The organism is Micromonospora sp. NPDC000663 (genome assembly GCF_042898105.1).
Taxonomy (GTDB): domain Bacteria; phylum Actinomycetota; class Actinomycetes; order Mycobacteriales; family Micromonosporaceae; genus Micromonospora.
The window spans coordinates 310,622-327,402 of record NZ_JBIAYR010000001.1; the positions used below are offsets into that span (position 1 = coordinate 310,622).

The 16,781-nt window shown below is 71.2% G+C and carries 14 protein-coding genes; 11 read left to right on the forward strand and 3 right to left on the reverse strand.

The genetic code is table 11. The annotated features are described in order from the left end of the window. The first annotated feature begins 248 nt into the window (after positions 1 to 248). The 7 genes from ACFY1S_RS01540 (at position 249) to ACFY1S_RS01570 (ending at position 8,957) form a co-directional block, all read left to right on the forward strand. A complete protein-coding gene (locus tag ACFY1S_RS01540) occupies positions 249 to 1,316 on the forward strand; it encodes a BMP family protein (protein ID WP_387114209.1) in 1,068 nt (355 codons plus the stop codon). Between the two features lie 251 nt (positions 1,317 to 1,567). Then, the gene (locus ACFY1S_RS01545) at positions 1,568 to 3,115 is read left to right on the forward strand and encodes an ABC transporter ATP-binding protein (RefSeq protein ID WP_387114212.1); all 1,548 of its coding nucleotides are present in this window, start codon (positions 1,568 to 1,570) and stop codon (positions 3,113 to 3,115) included. Further along, positions 3,112 to 4,488: an ABC transporter permease gene (locus ACFY1S_RS01550; RefSeq protein WP_387111584.1), complete on the forward strand. Its 1,377-nt coding sequence runs from the start codon at positions 3,112 to 3,114 to the stop codon at positions 4,486 to 4,488. The genes ACFY1S_RS01545 and ACFY1S_RS01550 overlap by 4 nt, the downstream gene beginning before the upstream one ends. Before the next feature lie 3 nt (positions 4,489 to 4,491). Beyond that, on the forward strand, positions 4,492 to 5,772 hold the full coding sequence (locus tag ACFY1S_RS01555; protein ID WP_387111586.1) for an ABC transporter permease: 1,281 nt from the start codon (positions 4,492 to 4,494) through the stop codon (positions 5,770 to 5,772). Between the two features lie 265 nt (positions 5,773 to 6,037). Beyond that, positions 6,038 to 6,748: a cytidine deaminase gene (locus ACFY1S_RS01560; RefSeq protein ID WP_387111589.1), complete on the forward strand. Its 711-nt coding sequence runs from the start codon at positions 6,038 to 6,040 to the stop codon at positions 6,746 to 6,748. Between the two features lie 136 nt (positions 6,749 to 6,884). After that, on the forward strand, positions 6,885 to 8,165 hold the full coding sequence (locus ACFY1S_RS01565; protein WP_387114215.1) for a thymidine phosphorylase: 1,281 nt from the start codon (positions 6,885 to 6,887) through the stop codon (positions 8,163 to 8,165). A gap of 111 nt (positions 8,166 to 8,276) precedes the next feature. Next, positions 8,277 to 8,957, forward strand: a complete 681-nt coding sequence (locus ACFY1S_RS01570) for a DUF4272 domain-containing protein (RefSeq protein ID WP_357989575.1) — start codon at positions 8,277 to 8,279, stop codon at positions 8,955 to 8,957. 2 nt (positions 8,958 to 8,959) lie between these two features. On the opposite strand, the gene ACFY1S_RS01575 is transcribed toward ACFY1S_RS01570, so the two are convergent. Beyond that, positions 8,960 to 9,814 (reverse strand): putative RNA methyltransferase, encoded by an 855-nt coding sequence (locus ACFY1S_RS01575; protein ID WP_387111592.1) that lies wholly within the window; start codon positions 9,812 to 9,814, stop codon positions 8,960 to 8,962. Between the two features lies 1 nt (position 9,815). Next, positions 9,816 to 10,307 (reverse strand): MarR family transcriptional regulator, encoded by a 492-nt coding sequence (locus ACFY1S_RS01580; RefSeq protein WP_364368260.1) that lies wholly within the window; start codon positions 10,305 to 10,307, stop codon positions 9,816 to 9,818. A 59-nt stretch (positions 10,308 to 10,366) separates the two neighbouring features. Between ACFY1S_RS01580 and ACFY1S_RS01585 the strand changes: the two genes are divergently transcribed. Next, on the forward strand, positions 10,367 to 10,783 hold the full coding sequence (locus ACFY1S_RS01585; protein ID WP_387111596.1) for a PPOX class F420-dependent oxidoreductase: 417 nt from the start codon (positions 10,367 to 10,369) through the stop codon (positions 10,781 to 10,783). Positions 10,784 to 10,828: 45 nt separating this feature from the next. Continuing rightward, a complete protein-coding gene (locus ACFY1S_RS01590) occupies positions 10,829 to 11,902 on the forward strand; it encodes an adenosine deaminase (protein ID WP_387111599.1) in 1,074 nt (357 codons plus the stop codon). A 4-nt stretch (positions 11,903 to 11,906) separates the two neighbouring features. Here the strand turns inward: ACFY1S_RS01590 and ACFY1S_RS01595 are convergent, their stop codons facing one another. Beyond that, positions 11,907 to 12,242: a hypothetical protein gene (locus ACFY1S_RS01595; protein WP_387111602.1), complete on the reverse strand. Its 336-nt coding sequence runs from the start codon at positions 12,240 to 12,242 to the stop codon at positions 11,907 to 11,909. A gap of 460 nt (positions 12,243 to 12,702) precedes the next feature. On the opposite strand from ACFY1S_RS01595, the gene ACFY1S_RS01600 reads away from it, so the two are divergent. Beyond that, entirely contained in the window at positions 12,703 to 16,353 is a 3,651-nt protein-coding gene (locus ACFY1S_RS01600; RefSeq protein ID WP_387111605.1) for a nitrate- and nitrite sensing domain-containing protein, read from the forward strand. Beyond that, positions 16,350 to 16,754, forward strand: a complete 405-nt coding sequence (locus tag ACFY1S_RS01605) for a roadblock/LC7 domain-containing protein (protein ID WP_007455462.1) — start codon at positions 16,350 to 16,352, stop codon at positions 16,752 to 16,754. The genes ACFY1S_RS01600 and ACFY1S_RS01605 overlap by 4 nt, the downstream gene beginning before the upstream one ends. Positions 16,755 to 16,781 lie beyond the last annotated feature (27 nt).

Here is a 16,781-nt window from a genome sequence, read left to right on the forward strand (position 1 = left end):
CCGGACGTTCGGGACGCCCGGTGCTCACCTACCAGCACTAACAGTGATTTGTCCCACCCAAGGGTTACACCCGGGTAACAGGCGCTCAACAGTCGTGCACGATTGTCGGCCGGTGGGTGGGCGCGGGCGTACGCTCCCGTCCGTAACGTGGGACAGCCGGCGGCACACCCGCAGGTCGGCTGATGGGCTGCCACCGCACTAGGCGCGGTGTGCAATGGGAAGGAGACGTCTTGCGCTCGGTGCGTGGGATGCGGATCGCCTCGATCTTCGCGGCGGGTGGGCTTCTGCTCACGGCCGCCGCTTGTGGCGAGGCCCCCGATGATGACAACAACGCCGGCAGTGGCGCCAAGAAGTTCAGCGCCTGCATGGTGACCGACGTCGGCGGCATCGACGACAAGTCGTTCAACACCTCGGCCTGGAAGGGTCTGCAGGAGGCCAAGGCCGCCAACGACAACATCGACATCAAGTACGTCGCGTCGAAGGCCGAGGCCGACTACGAGCCGAACCTGACGCAGTACGTCAACCAGAAGTGCGACTTCATCCTGGCCGTCGGTGGCCTGATGGGCGACGCCACCTCGAAGATCGCCAAGGCGAACCCGAACCAGCAGTTCGGCATCGTCGACGCGAACCCGGGTGACGCCAACGTCTACCCGATGCAGTTCGACACCGCCCAGGCCGCGTTCCAGGCCGGCTACCTCGCCGCCGGGATGAGCAAGACCGGCAAGGTGGGCACCTACGGCGGCCTGCCGATCCCGCCCGTGACCATCTTCATGGACGGCTTCGTCGACGGCGTGGCGCACTACAACAAGACCAAGGGCAAGAACGTCCAGGCGCTGGGTTGGAACAAGGAGACCCAGAAGGGCTCCTTCACCAACGACTTCGCCAAGCAGGACGAGGGCAAGAAGGTCTCCGACGCGCTGGTCGCCCAGGGCGCGGACATCATCATGCCGGTCGCCGGCGGCTCCGGCCTCGGCACCACCGCCGCGGCCAAGGCCTCGGGCGGCAAGTACAGCACCATCTGGGTGGACGTCGACGGCTGCGAGAGCACCCCGGACTGCTCGGCGATCGTCACCACGGTCGTCAAGAACATCCCGGAGGCCGTCAAGGAGGCCGTCGTGAAGGCCGCCGGTGGCGAGAAGCTGGAGGCCAAGCCGGGCTTCGTGGGCACCCTGGCCAACACCGGCGTCTCGATCGCCCCGTACCACGACTTCGACAGCAAGGTTCCGGCCGAGCTGAAGGCCGAGGTCGACAAGATCAAGGCGGACATCGCCGCCGGCACCATCACCGTCACCTCGAAGGCTCAGCCGACCAAGTGACGCCCGGCCGATCCGTCCGGTGAGATCATCGGACGGTCGGCGGGAAACAGGCAGGACCGACCGGCCGCTCTGGCCCTGCGGGGTGACCCGTGGGGTCGGGGCGGCCGATCGCGCACCAACGGTGGCCGGGCCGGTCGGGCCAGGTTGACGGCAGCTACGCTGCACCATCGCTCGCACTCCAGGAGGTTGCGCTGAGACTCGAACTGCGCGGCATCACCAAACGATTCGGTGATCTGGTCGCCAACGACCACATCGATCTGACGGTGGAGCCTGGAGAGATCCATGCCCTGCTCGGCGAGAACGGCGCGGGCAAGTCGACACTGATGAACGTGCTCTACGGGCTCTACCAGCCCGACGAGGGCGAGATCCTGGTCGACGGCGCGCCGCTGAAGCTGAAGGGCCCCTCCGACGCGATCGCGGCCGGGATCGGCATGGTGCACCAGCACTTCATGCTGGTGCCCGTGTTCACCGTGGCCGAGAACATCATGCTCGGCGCCGAGCAGGTCAAGGGCGGCATCGCCGGCTTCCTGGACCGGCGACGCGCCCGGCGCGAGGTCACCGAGGTGTCCGAGCGCTACAACCTGCGGGTCGACCCGGACGCGGTGATCGAGGACCTGCCGGTCGGCATCCAGCAGCGCGTGGAGATCGTCAAGGCGCTGACGCGGGACGTCGACCTGCTCATCCTGGACGAGCCGACAGCGGTGCTCACCCCGCAGGAGACCGAGGAACTGCTGACCGTCATGCGGTCGCTCAAGGCGGCGGGCAAGTCGATCGTCTTCATCACCCACAAGCTCGGCGAGGTCAAGGCCATCGCCGACCGGATCACGGTGATCCGGCGCGGGAAGACAGTCGGCACCGCCTCGCCGGAGGCCAGCCGGGACGAGCTGGCCGCGCTGATGGTCGGCCGCAACGTCCGGCTCACCGTGGACAAATCCCCGGCCACGCCTGGTGAGCCGGTGCTGGAGGTCGAGGGGCTCGTCGTCGACGACGACAGGCAGATCCGCGCCGTCGACGGGGTGGACCTGACCGTCCGTGCCGGCGAGGTGCTCGGCGTGGCGGGCGTACAGGGCAACGGTCAGACCGAGCTGATCGAGGCGATCATGGGCCTGCGCCCGGTGCTGGCCGGCACGGTCAGCCTGGCCGGCGACCGCATCGACGGCTGGAAGACGAAGAAGGTGCTCCGCGTGGGCGTCGGCTACGTGCCCGAGGACCGCAGCGTCGACGGCCTGGTCAAGGAGTTCAGCGTCGCGGAGAACCTCGTGCTGGACATCTACGACCGCCCGCCGTTCGGCAGCGGGCTCGCGCTCAAGCCTGACGCGATCGCCTCGTCGGCCAAGGAACGGATCGAGCAGTTCGACGTCCGTACCTCATCGGCGGAGGCGCCGGTGGGCACCCTCTCCGGCGGCAACCAGCAGAAGGTGATCGTGGCCCGGGAGTTGTCCCGGCCGCTGAAGCTCTTCATCGCCGCCCAACCGACCCGCGGCGTCGACGTCGGGTCCATCGAGTTCATCCACAGCCGGATCATCCACGAGCGGGACGTCGGAACCGCCGTCATGGTGGTCTCCAGCGAGCTGGACGAGGTGATCGGGCTCGCCGACCGGATCGCGGTGATGTACCGCGGCCGGATCATCGGCATCGTCGGCCCGGACACCCCGCGTGAGGAGATCGGCCTGCTGATGGCCGGCATCAGCCCGGACGCCGTCCACGAGCACGGCACGGACACCGAGCCGACCGACGGCGCGGCCACCGACGGGAGCCCGGCGAGCGACGCGGGCTCCGCGAACGAGGACGAGGCATGAGCGACCCCACCCCGCAGTCCGGCTCGCCGGACAAGGAACCGGCGAGCGAGGCGCAGGCCGCGCAGAACGCGCTCGGCAACACCGAACAGGCCGAGTCGGCGACCGAACCGACGGGCCCGGCGTCGTCGAAGCCCGACCCGGAGGCGGAACCGAAGCCGTCCCTGGGCCGGTTGTTCCTGGACAACCTCTGGGCCGCCAACACGTTCACTGTGACCCTGCTGTCGTTGGTGCTGGCGATCGTGGTCGGCGCGGTGCTGATGATCGTTTCCGATCCGGACGTGCTGCACACGTACACCTACATCACCGCCCGCCCGAGCGACGCGCTCAACGCGAGCTGGACGCTTGTCAGCGAGGCGTACGCGAACCTGTTCAAGGGTTCGGTCTTCGACCCGGAGGCGTTCTCCGGCTGGTTGAACGGCAGCAACGGCTGGCAGGCCGTGCTGGCGCCGATCTCCGAGACGCTCACCTACACCGCGCCGCTGGTCTTCACCGGTCTGGCGGTCGCGCTGGCCTTCCGCGGTGGCCTGTTCAACATCGGCGCGCAGGGTCAGGCGACCATCGGCGTGATCCTGGCGGCGGTGGCCGGTTTCCTGCTGCCCCTGCCGCCCGGCCTGCACCTGCTGGTGGCAGTGCTCGCCGGCGCCCTCGGTGGTGCGCTCTGGGGATTCATCCCGGGCATCCTCAAGGCACGCGCCGGCGCGCACGAGGTGATCAACACGATCATGCTCAACTACGTCGCCACGTACTTCCTGACCTGGTTGATCGTGCAGAACGGCGTGCAGGACCCGAACCGTACCGACGCGATCAGCAGGGCCGTGGACAGCTCCGCCCAACTGCCCCGACTGCTCGGCGACAACCTGCGGGTGCACGCAGGCATCCTGCTCGCCGTCGTGGCCACCTGGGCGGTCGCCTGGCTGCTCAACCGCTCGACGCTCGGCTTCGAGCTGCGGGCGGTGGGCGCCAACCCGGACGCCGCCCGTACCGCTGGCATCAGCGTCACCAAGACGTACGTCCTGATCATGGTGTTCTCCGGGATCCTGGCCGGCCTGGGCGGCTCGAACATGGTGCTCGGCTCCACCGCCAGCGCCCTGACGCCGCTTGTCGTCGCGCAGATCGGCTTCGACGGCATCCTCGTGGCGCTGCTCGGCCGGGTGAAGCCGTGGGGCGTGCTGCTGGCCGCGCTGCTGTTCGGCGCGCTCCAGGCCGGCGGCAACCGGATGCAGTCGTACTCGGGGATCTCCCTGGAGTTGGTGACGGTGCTCCAGGCGCTGATCGTCATCTTCATCGCCGCGCCGGCCCTGGTGAAGGCGATCTTCCAGCTCCGGGCCGCACGGGCCGCCCGGTTGCAGACGAGCCTGGCGAAGGGCTGGTAACTCATGTCCACCATGGCTGTCCCGGACGTCGCGGTCGCCCCGGTCGACGAGGGCTTCTGGACCCGTAGCCGCAAGGTCGGCCTCACGTTGCTGGCGCTCGGTCTGCTGGCGGCGGTGCTCTTCGGAGCCCTCGCCACCGACCAGCAGGCCCGGTTCACGCTCAGCGACGACGCCGCAGGTACCGCGCTGGAGATCAACGGCACCATCGGGGCGATCCTGTTCGGGATCATCGCGATCGCCGCCGGTGCGGCGCTGCTCGCCGGAGTGCCGAAGCGGTGGTTCCTGCCCGTGCTCGCCGTCGGGCTGGTCGGCTTCGTACTCTCCTTCCTCTGCTGGCAGGTCTCCGCGGCTCCGGCCGGGCAGAACTTCATGCCGCTTGTCAACATCATCCGGGGCACCTTCATCCTGGCCCTGCCGTTGATCTTCGGTGCGCTCGCCGGGGTGCTCTGCGAGCGCTCCGGTGTGGTCAACGTGGCGATCGAGGGCCAGTTGCTGATGGGCGCGTTCAGTGGCGCGCTGTTCGGCAGCCTCTCCGGAAACGTGTGGGTGGGCCTGGTCGCCGCCGCGATCGGCGGCGCGTTCATCTCGCTGCTGCTCGCCGTCTTCGCCATCCGCTACCTGGTCGACCAGGTCGTCATGGGCATCGTGCTGAACCTGCTGGCGGTCGGCGTCACAGGCTTCCTCTACGAGCGGCTGATGCAGACCGACGCGGACAAGTACAACAGCGCGCCTCGCTTCAGCAACTGGGAGATCCCGCTGCTCAAGGACATCCCGGTGCTCGGGCCGGCGCTGTTCCGCGGCAACATCTTCCTCTACCTCGGCCTGCTGCTGGTCCTGGTGATCCACATCGGGCTGTTCCGCACCCGGTGGGGGCTGCGTACCCGCTCGGTCGGCGAACACCCGACCGCCGCCGACACCCTCGGCGTCAAGGTGCTGCGGGTGCGCTACCGCAACGTGCTGCTGGCGGGCGTGGTCGCCGGCATCGGTGGCGCGTCGTACACCCTGGCGCTCTACTCGTTCACCAAGAACATGATCGGCGGCAAGGGGTTCATCGCGCTGGCCGCGCTGATCTTCGGCCGGTGGAACCCGACCGGGGCGCTGCTCGCCGCGCTCTTCTTCGGCTTCGCCGACCAGCTCGCGACCTACCTGGGCGCCATCAACAGCTCGATCCCCAGCCAGTTCCTGGCCATGCTGCCCTACCTGGCGACGATCCTGGCGGTCGCCGGTCTGGTCGGCCGGGTCCGGGCGCCAGCCGCCGACGGCAAGCCCTACATCAAGGGCTGACGCCTGAGCTGTGCCCGGCGGGACTCCCGTCGGGCACAGCGAGGTCGGCGCCGTTCATCACGACTTCGCCGGCCTCTCACCACCGGGGTTCGGGCTGCTGGCGGGTGCCGGCGCGATCCGGAACGCCGGGTAGCGTGCCGCGATCGCCGCGAACTCGGTCAGCGGAGCGTGCCGGTCGACGGGGATGTGCGGCCGCGCTCCGCGCCGGGCTCGCGGAACCGGCCCTGCCCGCTTCTGACCTGGGGTGCTTCGGCAGAATGATGGGATGACCGACATTGACTGGGCGCGGTTGCGGGCCGCCGCCATCGAGGCCATGCGGCACGCGTACGCGCCGTACTCGACGTTCCCGGTCGGCGCCGCCGCGCTGGTCGACGACGGCCGCGTGGTGGTCGGCTGCAATGTGGAGAACGCCGGGTACGGGGTGACGCTGTGCGCCGAGTGCGGGGTCGTCTCCAGCCTGTACGCCACGGGTGGCGGTCGACTCGTCGCGCTCTCCTGCGTCGACGCGACAGGTGAGCCGCTCATGCCGTGCGGCAGGTGCCGCCAGTTGCTCTGGGAGCACGGCGGGCCGGAGTGCCTGATCGAGACCAGGACCAACCCGCTGCGGATGGCCGAGTTGCTCCCGCACGCCTTCGGTGTGCAGGACCTGGAGGCCGTCACCGGTGAGACTCCGGTGCCTGTGGTGCCGGAACGGCTGGCCGCGTGGCGCGGACGGGGCACCGTCTTCGTGCACCCGGACATGTCCGCGGGCCAGCAGGTCTGGACGGCGTACTGGGAGCGGTCGGCCGGAGACGACGCCGGTGCCGAGACAGGTGTGCTGGAGGAGGCGCCGAGCTGGGACGACACGGCCGAGGCGATCGCCTGGGGCCTGGCCCGCTCGCCCCGGGTGGTCGTGGTCGACGAGACCGGCACGATCTTCTGGGCCGGTGAGGGGGAGCCGCCTTTGGAGATCCCGGTTCGGTGGTCTGGTGGCTGAGCTTGGGGGATTGGGCCGACCGTGCCCGGCTCCGGGCGGTCAGGCTTGATCCCTCCGCCGGGCACGGTCGGCCCAATCCCCTCGGTGCTTGCGGTCGGTCCGTGGGCCGGGATTTCCAAAGACTAGGGAAGATCTTCTGATGAGTTTTGCTGCTGTTGACGTCATTCGGGTCAAGCGGGACGGGGGCGTGCTGTCGGACGCCCAGATCGACTGGGTGGTCGACGCGTACACCAGGGGGGTTGTCGCCGACGAGCAGATGTCCGCGCTGGCCATGGCGATCCTGCTGAACGGCATGACCGGGCCGGAGATCGCCAGGTGGACCGCCGCGATGATCGCCAGCGGTGAGCGGCTGGACCTGTCGGCGGTACACCGGCCCACTGTCGACAAGCACTCCACGGGCGGCGTCGGCGACAAGATCACTCTGCCGCTCACCCCGTTGGTGGCCGCGTGCGGCGCTGCCGTTCCCCAGCTCAGTGGGCGCGGCCTCGGGCACACCGGCGGCACGCTCGACAAGCTGGAGTCCATCCCCGGCTGGCGGGCCACGGTGAGCAACGAGGAGTTCATCGCCCAGCTCGACGAGGTCGGCGCTGTGATCTGCGCGGCCGGCGCCGGGCTCGCCCCCGCCGACCGCAAGCTGTACGCGCTTCGCGACGTGACAGGCACCGTGGAGGCGATCCCGCTGATCGCCAGCTCGATCATGAGCAAGAAGATCGCCGAGGGCACCGGCGCGCTGGTCCTCGACGTCAAGGTCGGCTCCGGTGCCTTCATGAAGTCCGTCGACCAGGCACGCGAACTGGCCCGGACGATGGTGGAGTTGGGCGGCGCGCACGGCGTACGGACCGTCGCCCTGCTCACCGACATGTCCACCCCGCTGGGCCTGGCGATCGGCAACGCCGTCGAGGTGACCGAGTCGGTCGAGGTGCTGGCCGGCGGTGGCCCGGCGGACGTGGTGGAGCTGACGGTGGCCCTGGCCCGGGAGATGCTCACCGCCGCAGGCCTCCCGGACGCCGACCCGGAGGCGGCGCTGCGCGACGGCCGGGCGATGGACTCGTGGCGGGCGATGATCCGGGCGCAGGGCGGCGACCCGGACGCCCCGATGCCCACCGCCGCCGAGGTAGAGGTGGTCCGCGCCGAGCAGGACGGGTACGTCGCGTCCGTCGACGCGTACGCCATGGGGGTTGCGGCGTGGCGGCTCGGCGCGGGCCGGGCCCGCAAGGAGGATCCGGTGAGCGTGCCGGCCGGTGTGGTGCTGCACAGGCGCCCGGGTGACGCCGTACGGGCCGGTGACCCGCTGTACGAGTTGCGCGCGGACGACGCCACGCGGATCCCGGCGGCGCTGACCGAGGCGGCGCGCGCGGTGCGGATCGCGTCGACCGCGCCTACCGTGACGCCACTTGTCATCGAGCGGATCGGCTGACCGGAGGCGGGTCGGGGTGGGCGTGGTGCCGGTCACCTGGGGGCGCTATTGTCGCAGGCCAAGGGGGGATAACCGGCCCTGCGCCGGCGTGATCAGACAGGAAGTTGCCCCGTGACCGTACCTGCCCCCGACCCGCGTGAGGTGCGTGAGGCGAGCCTGGACGAGCTGTCCCGGCTCGGCCTGCCGCTGCCGCCGGCCCAGTTTCCGCTCGTGTGGGAGCCGGGCGATGCGATCGAGTTGCGTCCGACGCCGGAGATCGAGGCGCGGATCGCCGTCCTGCACCTGATCCTGGCCCGCTGTTTCGGGATGCCACCGCAGGCGGCGATGAGCTGGCTGCTCGGTTCGCATCTGGTCGACATGGTCACGCCGCCGGAGTGGCAGTTCGTCATGGGCGGCAAGGGTGACCACCGCTCGTTCGTGCTGCACCACGACGCGCTCTTCGCGCTGGCCTGGGTGCTCGGGTTGAGCAAGCAACTGGACCCGACCCTGGCCGTGGACGAGCGGCTGGTGGAGCGGTTGCCGCACATCGCCGAGGGGGAGACCTTTCCGCGTTGGCAGGCACGCATCCTCACCGCGCCGCAGCATCCGGCGGACGCGGCTGCGCTGCTGGACCTGCACTACTGCCTGGACTGGGCCTACCTGGAGACCGAGCGCGCCGGCCGGCGGGCGCCGGGGCTGGTCGACGCGAACGCGATCGGCCAGCGGCGGTGGGCGCTGGAGTGGGCGGTGATCCTGCGCGGGCCGTACCACGACGAGCCGCCCGGCTGGGAAGAGGTCGACCTCTCCACGTGAGGTCAGCGGGGCCGGTGGGCGTCGAGCCGGACGGCGACTGTCACCCGGACCGGCTCGGGCAGCGCGGCCATCCGGTCGGCGAGGGCGTGCGGGTCGGTGTGCCAGGCACTCGGACCCATCCCCACCAGGGTGGCCACCTCGGTGCGGGTGAGCGTCAGCTCGGCGCGGTGCACTGTCGAGCTGGCCGGGGTGAAGTGACCGCCCAGGTTGGCGGCCACCCGGTCGGCCTTGTCCGGGTCGACCCGGAGCAGGTCGAGGGCGTCCACGAGTTCGGCGAGGTGGTCGGCGGCGGGGGTGACCACCAGAAGCGTGCCGGCCGGGTCGAGCACCCGGTGGAACTCCGGCCCGTTGCGGGGGGCGAAGACGTTCAGCAGCACGGCCGTCGAGCCGTCGGCCAGGGGCAGCCGCTGCCAGGTGTCGGCGAGGGCCGCTGCGGCCCGTGGATGCGACCGGGCGGCGCGGCGCAGCGCCGGCTTGGAGACGTCCAGGGCCAGACCCACGGCGTCGGGCAGCGCCGCCAGCACCGCGCCGAGGTACCGGCCGGTGCCGGCGCCGGCATCCACCACCAGGGGGTACGCCCCGAGGCCCGGCACGGCCTGTGCCGCGGCGTCGGCGAGGGCGCCGGAGATCAGGTCGTAGTGCCCGGCGGCGAGGAAGTCCGATCGGGCGGCCACCATCTCGGCGGTGTCCCCGACGTGCGGGGCGCGACCGGCGAGCAGGTTGACGTACCCCTGGCGGGCGATGTCGAAGCTGTGCCGGCGCGGGCAGCGCAGTGCGCGGGCGGTACCGGCGGTCGCCTCGGCCAGCGGCTCCCCACAGACCGGGCAGCGCAGCCGGTCGAGGATGTGCGGGTCCACGTCAGGCCTCCGTGCCGCGTCGGGGGCGTGGCGCGCGGTTCTGCGCGAGGTGGTCGACGACCCGATGGGTGAACGCGCCGAGCGCCTCGACCTCGGCCGGGGTGAGCAGGTCGAGGAAGTGCTGACGGACTGCGGTGACGTGGCCGGCGGCGGCGGCCTCGATGGCGTCCCGACCGGCCGGGGTGAGTACGACGATCGCGCCGCGCGCGTCGTCCGGGCACTCCTCCCGGGTCACCAGACCGCGCTGCTGCATCCGGGTCAGGTGGTGCGAGAGCCGGCTGCGCGACCACAGCATCCGGTCCGCCAGTTCGCTGAGGCGCAGCCGGCCCTGCGGCGTCTCGGACAGGTCGGAGAGCACGTCGTAGTCCGGCTCGGACAGGCCGGCGTCCTGGGTCAGCTCCCGGGCCAGCTCCAGGTCGAGCAGGCGGCGCATCCGGCGGTAGCCACGCCAGGCGCGGTCCTCCCGTTCGTCGAGCCACCTGGTCCCCTCCATGCCGCTCAGCCTAGCGTCTTGGTTGACATGTCATCCAATCGCCTCCTACGGTCGATGACATGTCAACGAATTTGCTGTGGGACCTCTTCGGCGCCCGGGGGCGCGGCGTGCTCGTCACCCTGCGCCGCGACGGCCGACCCCAACTGTCCAACCTCGACTACCTGGCCGAACCGGGACTGATCCGCTGCTCCACCACCGACGGCCGGGCGAAGGTCCGCAACCTGCGCCGCGACCCGCGGGCCAGCTTCCACGTCACCACCGCCGACGGCGGCGCGTACGCGGTCGCCGAGGGGACTGTGACGTTCACCGAACCGGCCACGGCCACCGGCGACGCCGCGGTCGACGAACTGGTCGAGGTCTACCGGGGGATCCGCGGTGAACACCCGGACTGGGCGGACTACCGCGCCGCAATGGTCGCCGACGGGCGGGTCGTCCTGCGGCTCGCCGTCGACCGGGTCTACGGCAGGCCCGGTTGAGCGGGCTGGCGTGGCCGGCCTCGGCGGGCTGACTAGGGTCGGAGCATGGTCGCAACTATCCGGTACGAGGACATTGTCAAGGTCCCGAAGGCGCTGCTGCACGACCACCTCGACGGCGGACTGCGGCCCGCGACGATCGTCGAGCTGGCGGCTGAGGTCGGCCACGAGCTGCCCACCACCGACCCGGACGCTCTCGGACGCTGGTTCGTCGAGGCGGCCGACTCCGGCTCGCTGGAGCGCTACCTCGAGACGTTCGCGCACACGGTGGCGGTCATGCAGACCGCCCCGGCGCTGCGCCGGGTGGCCCGCGAGTGCGCGCTCGACCTGGCCGCCGACGGGGTGGTCTACGCCGAGGTGCGCTTCGCCCCCGAACAGCACCTGGAGAGGGACCTGAGCCTCGACGAGGTGGTCGAGGCCGTCCTCGCCGGGTTCGCCGAGGGCACCGCCCAGGCCGTCGAGGTGGGTCTGACCATCCGGGTGGGCACCCTGCTCACCGCGATGCGGCACGCCGCCCGCTCCCAGGAGATCGCCGAGCTGGCGGTACGGCACCGCGACGCAGGGGTGGTCGGCTTCGACATCGCCGGCGCCGAGGCGGGCTTCCCGCCCACCCGGCACCTGGACGCCTTCGAATACCTGCAACGGGAGAACTTCCACTTCACCATCCACGCGGGCGAGGCGTTCGGCCTGCCGTCGATCTGGCAGGCGATCCAGTGGTGCGGCGCGGACCGGCTCGGGCACGGCGTACGCATCGTCGACGACATCGCGCCCGACGGCACGCTGGGCCGGCTGGCCGCGTACGTGCGGGACAAGCGCATCCCGCTGGAGCTGTGCCCGTCGTCGAACGTGCAGACCGGCGCGGTGGACTCGATCGCCGACCACCCGATCGGCCTGCTGCGGGACCTGCGGTTCCGAGCCACCGTCAACACCGACAACCGGCTGATGAGTGGCACCTCGATGTCACGCGAGATGTCGCTGCTGGTGGAGACCTTCGGCTACGGCTGGCGGGAGTTGCAGTGGTTCACCATCAACGCGATGAAGAGCGCCTTCATCCCGTTCGACGAACGGCTGCGGATCATCGACGAGGTGATCAAGCCGGCGTACGCCAAGCTGCTGGCCTGACTCCTCAGCCGTGCGGGTGGCTGGCGAGCAGGCCGGCCACCCGGCGCAGCACCTCCCGCGCGCGGGCCGCCTCGGCGCCGAGCCCGGTCTGCCGGCGCAGCACGGCGGGCTCGGCCCGCAGCAACGCCACCCCGCGCCGCACCAGCACCCGGGGAGCCTTGCGCTGTTCGGCGAGATCGCGGGCCAGCCGGCGGACGAATGTCGCTCCGCGCGGGCGGCGCAGCGCGTACGCACCGGCGAGCAGCCCTCGGCGGCGGCACTCCTCGACGATCTCGGCGGCGAAGATGCCCTCCGCTACGAAAATTGGCGATCCGGCGACATCAAATGGCCGGGTGGCCACCCTTCGATCTGCGCCGATCGCATAAACCGGCACATCGGCCCGTCCGTGGCGCGCCAGTTGGGCAATGGTTTCCACGGCAGTCAGGGAGTCCCAGGAGTCGGGTGATTCCCAATCGACCTGGCCGTTTCGGTGCGGCAACGTAGGGTCATCGCCGTCTTTGTAGAAGTCGTCCAGGCAGAGCACCGGCAAGCCGGTTTGCTGCGCTATGTACGACTTTCCGGAGCCAGAAGGGCCGGCGAGCAGGACAACGCGGTGCGGATGTTTCATTACCTTCAGTTACTCCGGCCAGACGGACTGCTATCAAATCGTATCAACATCTCATCACACCTTCGGCGGGTGACAACCTGGGCTTTCTTCTTGCCGGGCGTCGTGATGGAATCTCGGGGGTCCGACCCGCCGGGTCGGTCGCTGAGCGTTGCCCGGGGCAACGCGTTCAAGCTGTAATCGCGAGGGCGGTGACGTGAGCAAACGGCCAAAGACGGCGGGCTCCTTCCTGTCGCGGCTGCGCCGGCCGGCCAGCCGGCTCCGGGACATGCCGATCTGGTCAAAGCTCGGTCTCATCATGATCGTGCCGACCATCGCCACGGTCGTCGTGGGCACCAGTGGTCTCGTCGACCACCTGGAAACCCTCAGCAATGCCAACCGAGCGGGCGACCTGGCCAACCTGTCGAGCTACTCGGGCGACCTGGTCGACACACTGCAGGACGAGCGGACAGCCGCCGTGCTGCTGCTCCAGGCAGCCGGGACCCAGCCGAAGGCCCAGTACCAGGAGGCCTACAACCGGGTGAACTCCCGGGTGGACCAGAGGACCGGCCCCTACCGGCAGCAGCGCGCCGAGGTCGAGGACCTGCCGAGCAGCCTGGAGAGCCAGCTCGACGGGATCGACCAGTCGCTGAAGGACCTGCCGGGCGTCCGCAGCCAGGTGTTCAGCGGCAAGCTCAAGCTCACCGAGACGATCCAGGCGTACGAGGGCCTGATCAGCGACCTGCTCGCCATCCGTGACTCGGCCACGCAGCTCGCCGGTGACAACGACCTGAGCGACCGGATGCGCGCCTCCGCGGCGGTCGCCCGGGAGAAGGAGTTCCTCTCCGCACGCCGGGTCGTCGTCCACCGTGCGCTCGGCCAGCAGCGGATGACCCCTGTGCTGCGCACCGACTACATCGCCAGCGGCACCGGTCAGCAGCAGGCGCTGCAGAGCTTCAAGGCCGTCGCCAGCCCGGACGAGGCGAAGTTCCACGACCAGACGGTCGCCGGCGGTGACCGCCGGGAGGCACAGAACTACACCGGCTGGATCGACGGCAACGTCACGGGCGACATGCGCGGCGCGCCGTTCGGCCCGGACCAGTGGGAATCCGCCATGACGGCGAACGCGAAGCTGATCCGCTCCGTCGAGACGAAGCTCGACAAGGACGTGGTCGCCGAGGCCGACAGCCTGCGCTCCGACGTCCAGCGTCAGGTCTTCCTGGAGACCGGCCTGCTGCTCAGCATGCTGCTGCTGGCCATCCTCTTCGCCTACCTGGTCGCCCGCTCGATGGCCCGTTCGCTGCGTGAGCTGCGCCAGGGCGCCCTGTCCGTCGCCCAGTACGGCCTGCCGCAGGCGGTGGCCCGGCTGCGCGACCCGCAGGTCGTCGGACAACTCTCCCCGGTGCAGCTGGCCAACCAGATCGCCGAGCCGCTGCCCGTCCGCAGCAAGGACGAGTTCGGCCAGGTGACCGAGGCGTTCAACGCCGTCCACCTGGAGGCGGTCCGCACCGCCGCCGAGCAGGCGGCGCTGCGCGCCTCCGTCGCGACCATGTTCGTCAACCTGGCCCGCCGTTCCCAGATCCTGGTCGACCGCCTCATCGGGCACCTCGACCGGCTGGAGCGCGGCGAGGAGGACCCGGACCGCCTGGCCGAGCTGTTCCAGCTCGACCACCTGGCCACCCGGATGCGCCGCAACGACGAAAACCTGCTGGTGCTCGCCGGCGCCGACTCCACCCGCGTGCAGCGCGAGCCGGCAGCCCTCATCGACGTGCTGCGCGCCGCGCAGTCCGAGGTCGAGCACTACACCCGGATCGAGTTCGGGGTCATCGACCGTGACATCGAGGTCGCCGCGCACGCGGTGAACGACCTCGTGCACCTCGTCGCCGAGCTGTTCGACAACGCCACCGCGTTCTCGCCGCCGGACTCGCAGGTGATGGTCGAGGCCCGCCGGGTCGGCGACCGCGCCTCGCTCTACGTCGAGGACCGCGGCATCGGGATCAGCCGTGAGCAGTTGCAGGACCTCAACGAGCGACTGGCGACTCCGCCACAGGTGGACGTGGCAGTCTCCCGGATGATGGGCCTGGTCGTGGTCGCCCGACTGGCGTCCCGGCACGGCGTCCGGGTCGAGCTGCGTCCCGGCTCCGACCGGGGCACCGTCGCCGACGTCACCCTGCCCACCTCGGTGCTGGTGCCCCGCGCGCTCTCCGGTCGGGTGCAGCAGCCCCCGGCCCTGCCCGCGGTCGGCGGCGGCGCCCAGCAGGGTGGGCCCGTGCCCGCTTACGGCGCCCAGCAGGGTGGGCCCGTGCCCGCTTACGGCGCCCAGCAGGGTGGGCCCGTGCCCACCTTCGGTGCGCTGCCCGCGCTGGGCAACGGTCCCCGCCCCAGCGAGTCGTCCGGCAACCAGGTCACCCTCGGCGGTCGGCCGTTCGACCCGGCGCCGCGCAACGGCACCGGTACGCCCGCCAACTCCGGTGGGTACCGCTCAATGCCCGCCTGGTCCGACCTGACCGGCGCGGCCGGTACGAACGGTGTCAACGGCGGCGACGGGTTCACGCCCCGGACGGCCAACGGCCAGCCGATCGACCCGCTGCCGCAGCGCCGGGCCGGCGACGACTCCTCGACCACCGGCCAGCAGCAGTCCATCCCGCGCCAGCTGCCCAGCAGCCCGGAGGCACACCCGTACTCGGCGCCGCCGGTCTCCGCGCAGCCGTACTCCGGCGCGCCGGTCTCCGCCTCGCCGGCATCCGGTCAGCCGTACTCCGGCCAGCCCTACTCGGGTGCGCCGTACGGTGGCCCGCCGGTGTCCGCCGCCCCGGCCTCCGGTCAGCCGTACGCCGGTCCGCCGGTGTCGGCGTCCCCGGTGTCGGCCTCGCCGGCGTCCGGTCAGCCGTACTCGGCGCCGCCGGCCTCCTCGGGCCAGTCGTTCAGCGGTTTCGTGCCCCGTTCCGCCCCGCCCGCCCAGGCGCCCAGCGCTCCGGCACCTCCGGCCTGGCCGCCGGTGCCGGGTGGCGAGCGCGAGGCGGCGACCCCGCCGGTGCCCGAGCGGCTCGCCGCCGCCCTGGACATGACGACGGAGCTGCCGCGGGTGCCCCGCCCCGGCGACCAGCCGGCCGCCGCGGCCCAGCCGCCGGCCCCGGCCCCCGCTCCGGCGGCACAGAGCCGGCCGGCGCCGCAGCAGCCGCAGGCCCAGAACCGGCAGCGGTACGCGGACGAGACGATGGAGCTGCCGATCTTCCGGGAGCTCGAGTCGGCCTGGTTCCGCACCCGCCGCCCGGGTCCGGAGGAGGCGGCGGCAACCGCCAAGCCGGCGACGACCGGCGGCGGCGCCGCGACGCAACAGTTCGCCACGGTCGAGGCGAGCGGACCGGCAGTCCACAAGACACCACCCGGGACGACAGGTAACACACCGATGGCAGACACTCCGACGGCCGGAGGAGCGCCGCGGGACAACGGGTCGACAGCGAACGGGGGCGCACGCCCCAGCCTCGCCGAGAGCCTGCCGAACCGCCGGCCCCAACAGCAGCAGCAGACCAACGGCTGGCAGACCGCCGCCGACGACGGCTGGCGTGCCGCCTCGGCAGCGGCAAGCGCGGTGCCCGTGGCCGAGACCACGACTACCGGTCTGCCGAAGCGCAAGCCGATGGCGCAGCTCGTGCCGGGCGCGGTGGAGAAGCCCACCACCTCGGTCCAGCGGCGCTCCCCGGAGGCGGTCCGTGGCCTGCTCTCCGCCTACCACCGGGGCGTGCAGCGAGGGCGTAGCACCTCGGACAACCCGACCAGCCCGGAGGCGACTCCGGGAGGGCAGCAATCCTCGCAGTCTGGCTCAGGCCCAGCGGCCGGGAGCGGGCAGAAGGAGCAAGAAGGATGACAACTACGCAGGATCTTGGTTGGCTGCTTGCCAACTTCGCCGACCGGGTACCCGGTGTCGCACACGCGGTCGCCGTCTCGGCGGACGGCCTGCTCCTCGCGTCGTCACGGGACCTGCCACGGGACCGGGCCGACCAGTTGGCCGCCATCGCGTCCGGCCTGGTCAGCCTCACCCAGGGAGCAGCCCGCTGCTTCGAGGGAGGCGCTGTGCTGCAGACCGTCGTGGAGATGGACAATGGCTTCCTGTTCCTGATGTCCATCTCGGACGGCTCGTCCTTCGCCGTGCTGGCCGCTCGCAGCTCCGACGTGGGCCAGGTCGGCTACGAGATGGCGCTGCTGGTCGACCGGGTGGGCGACGCGTTGACCCCGCAGCCGCGTGCGGCCGCGGGGATGCTGGGCTGACGCTCGGCCGATCGTGAGGTCGGCGCA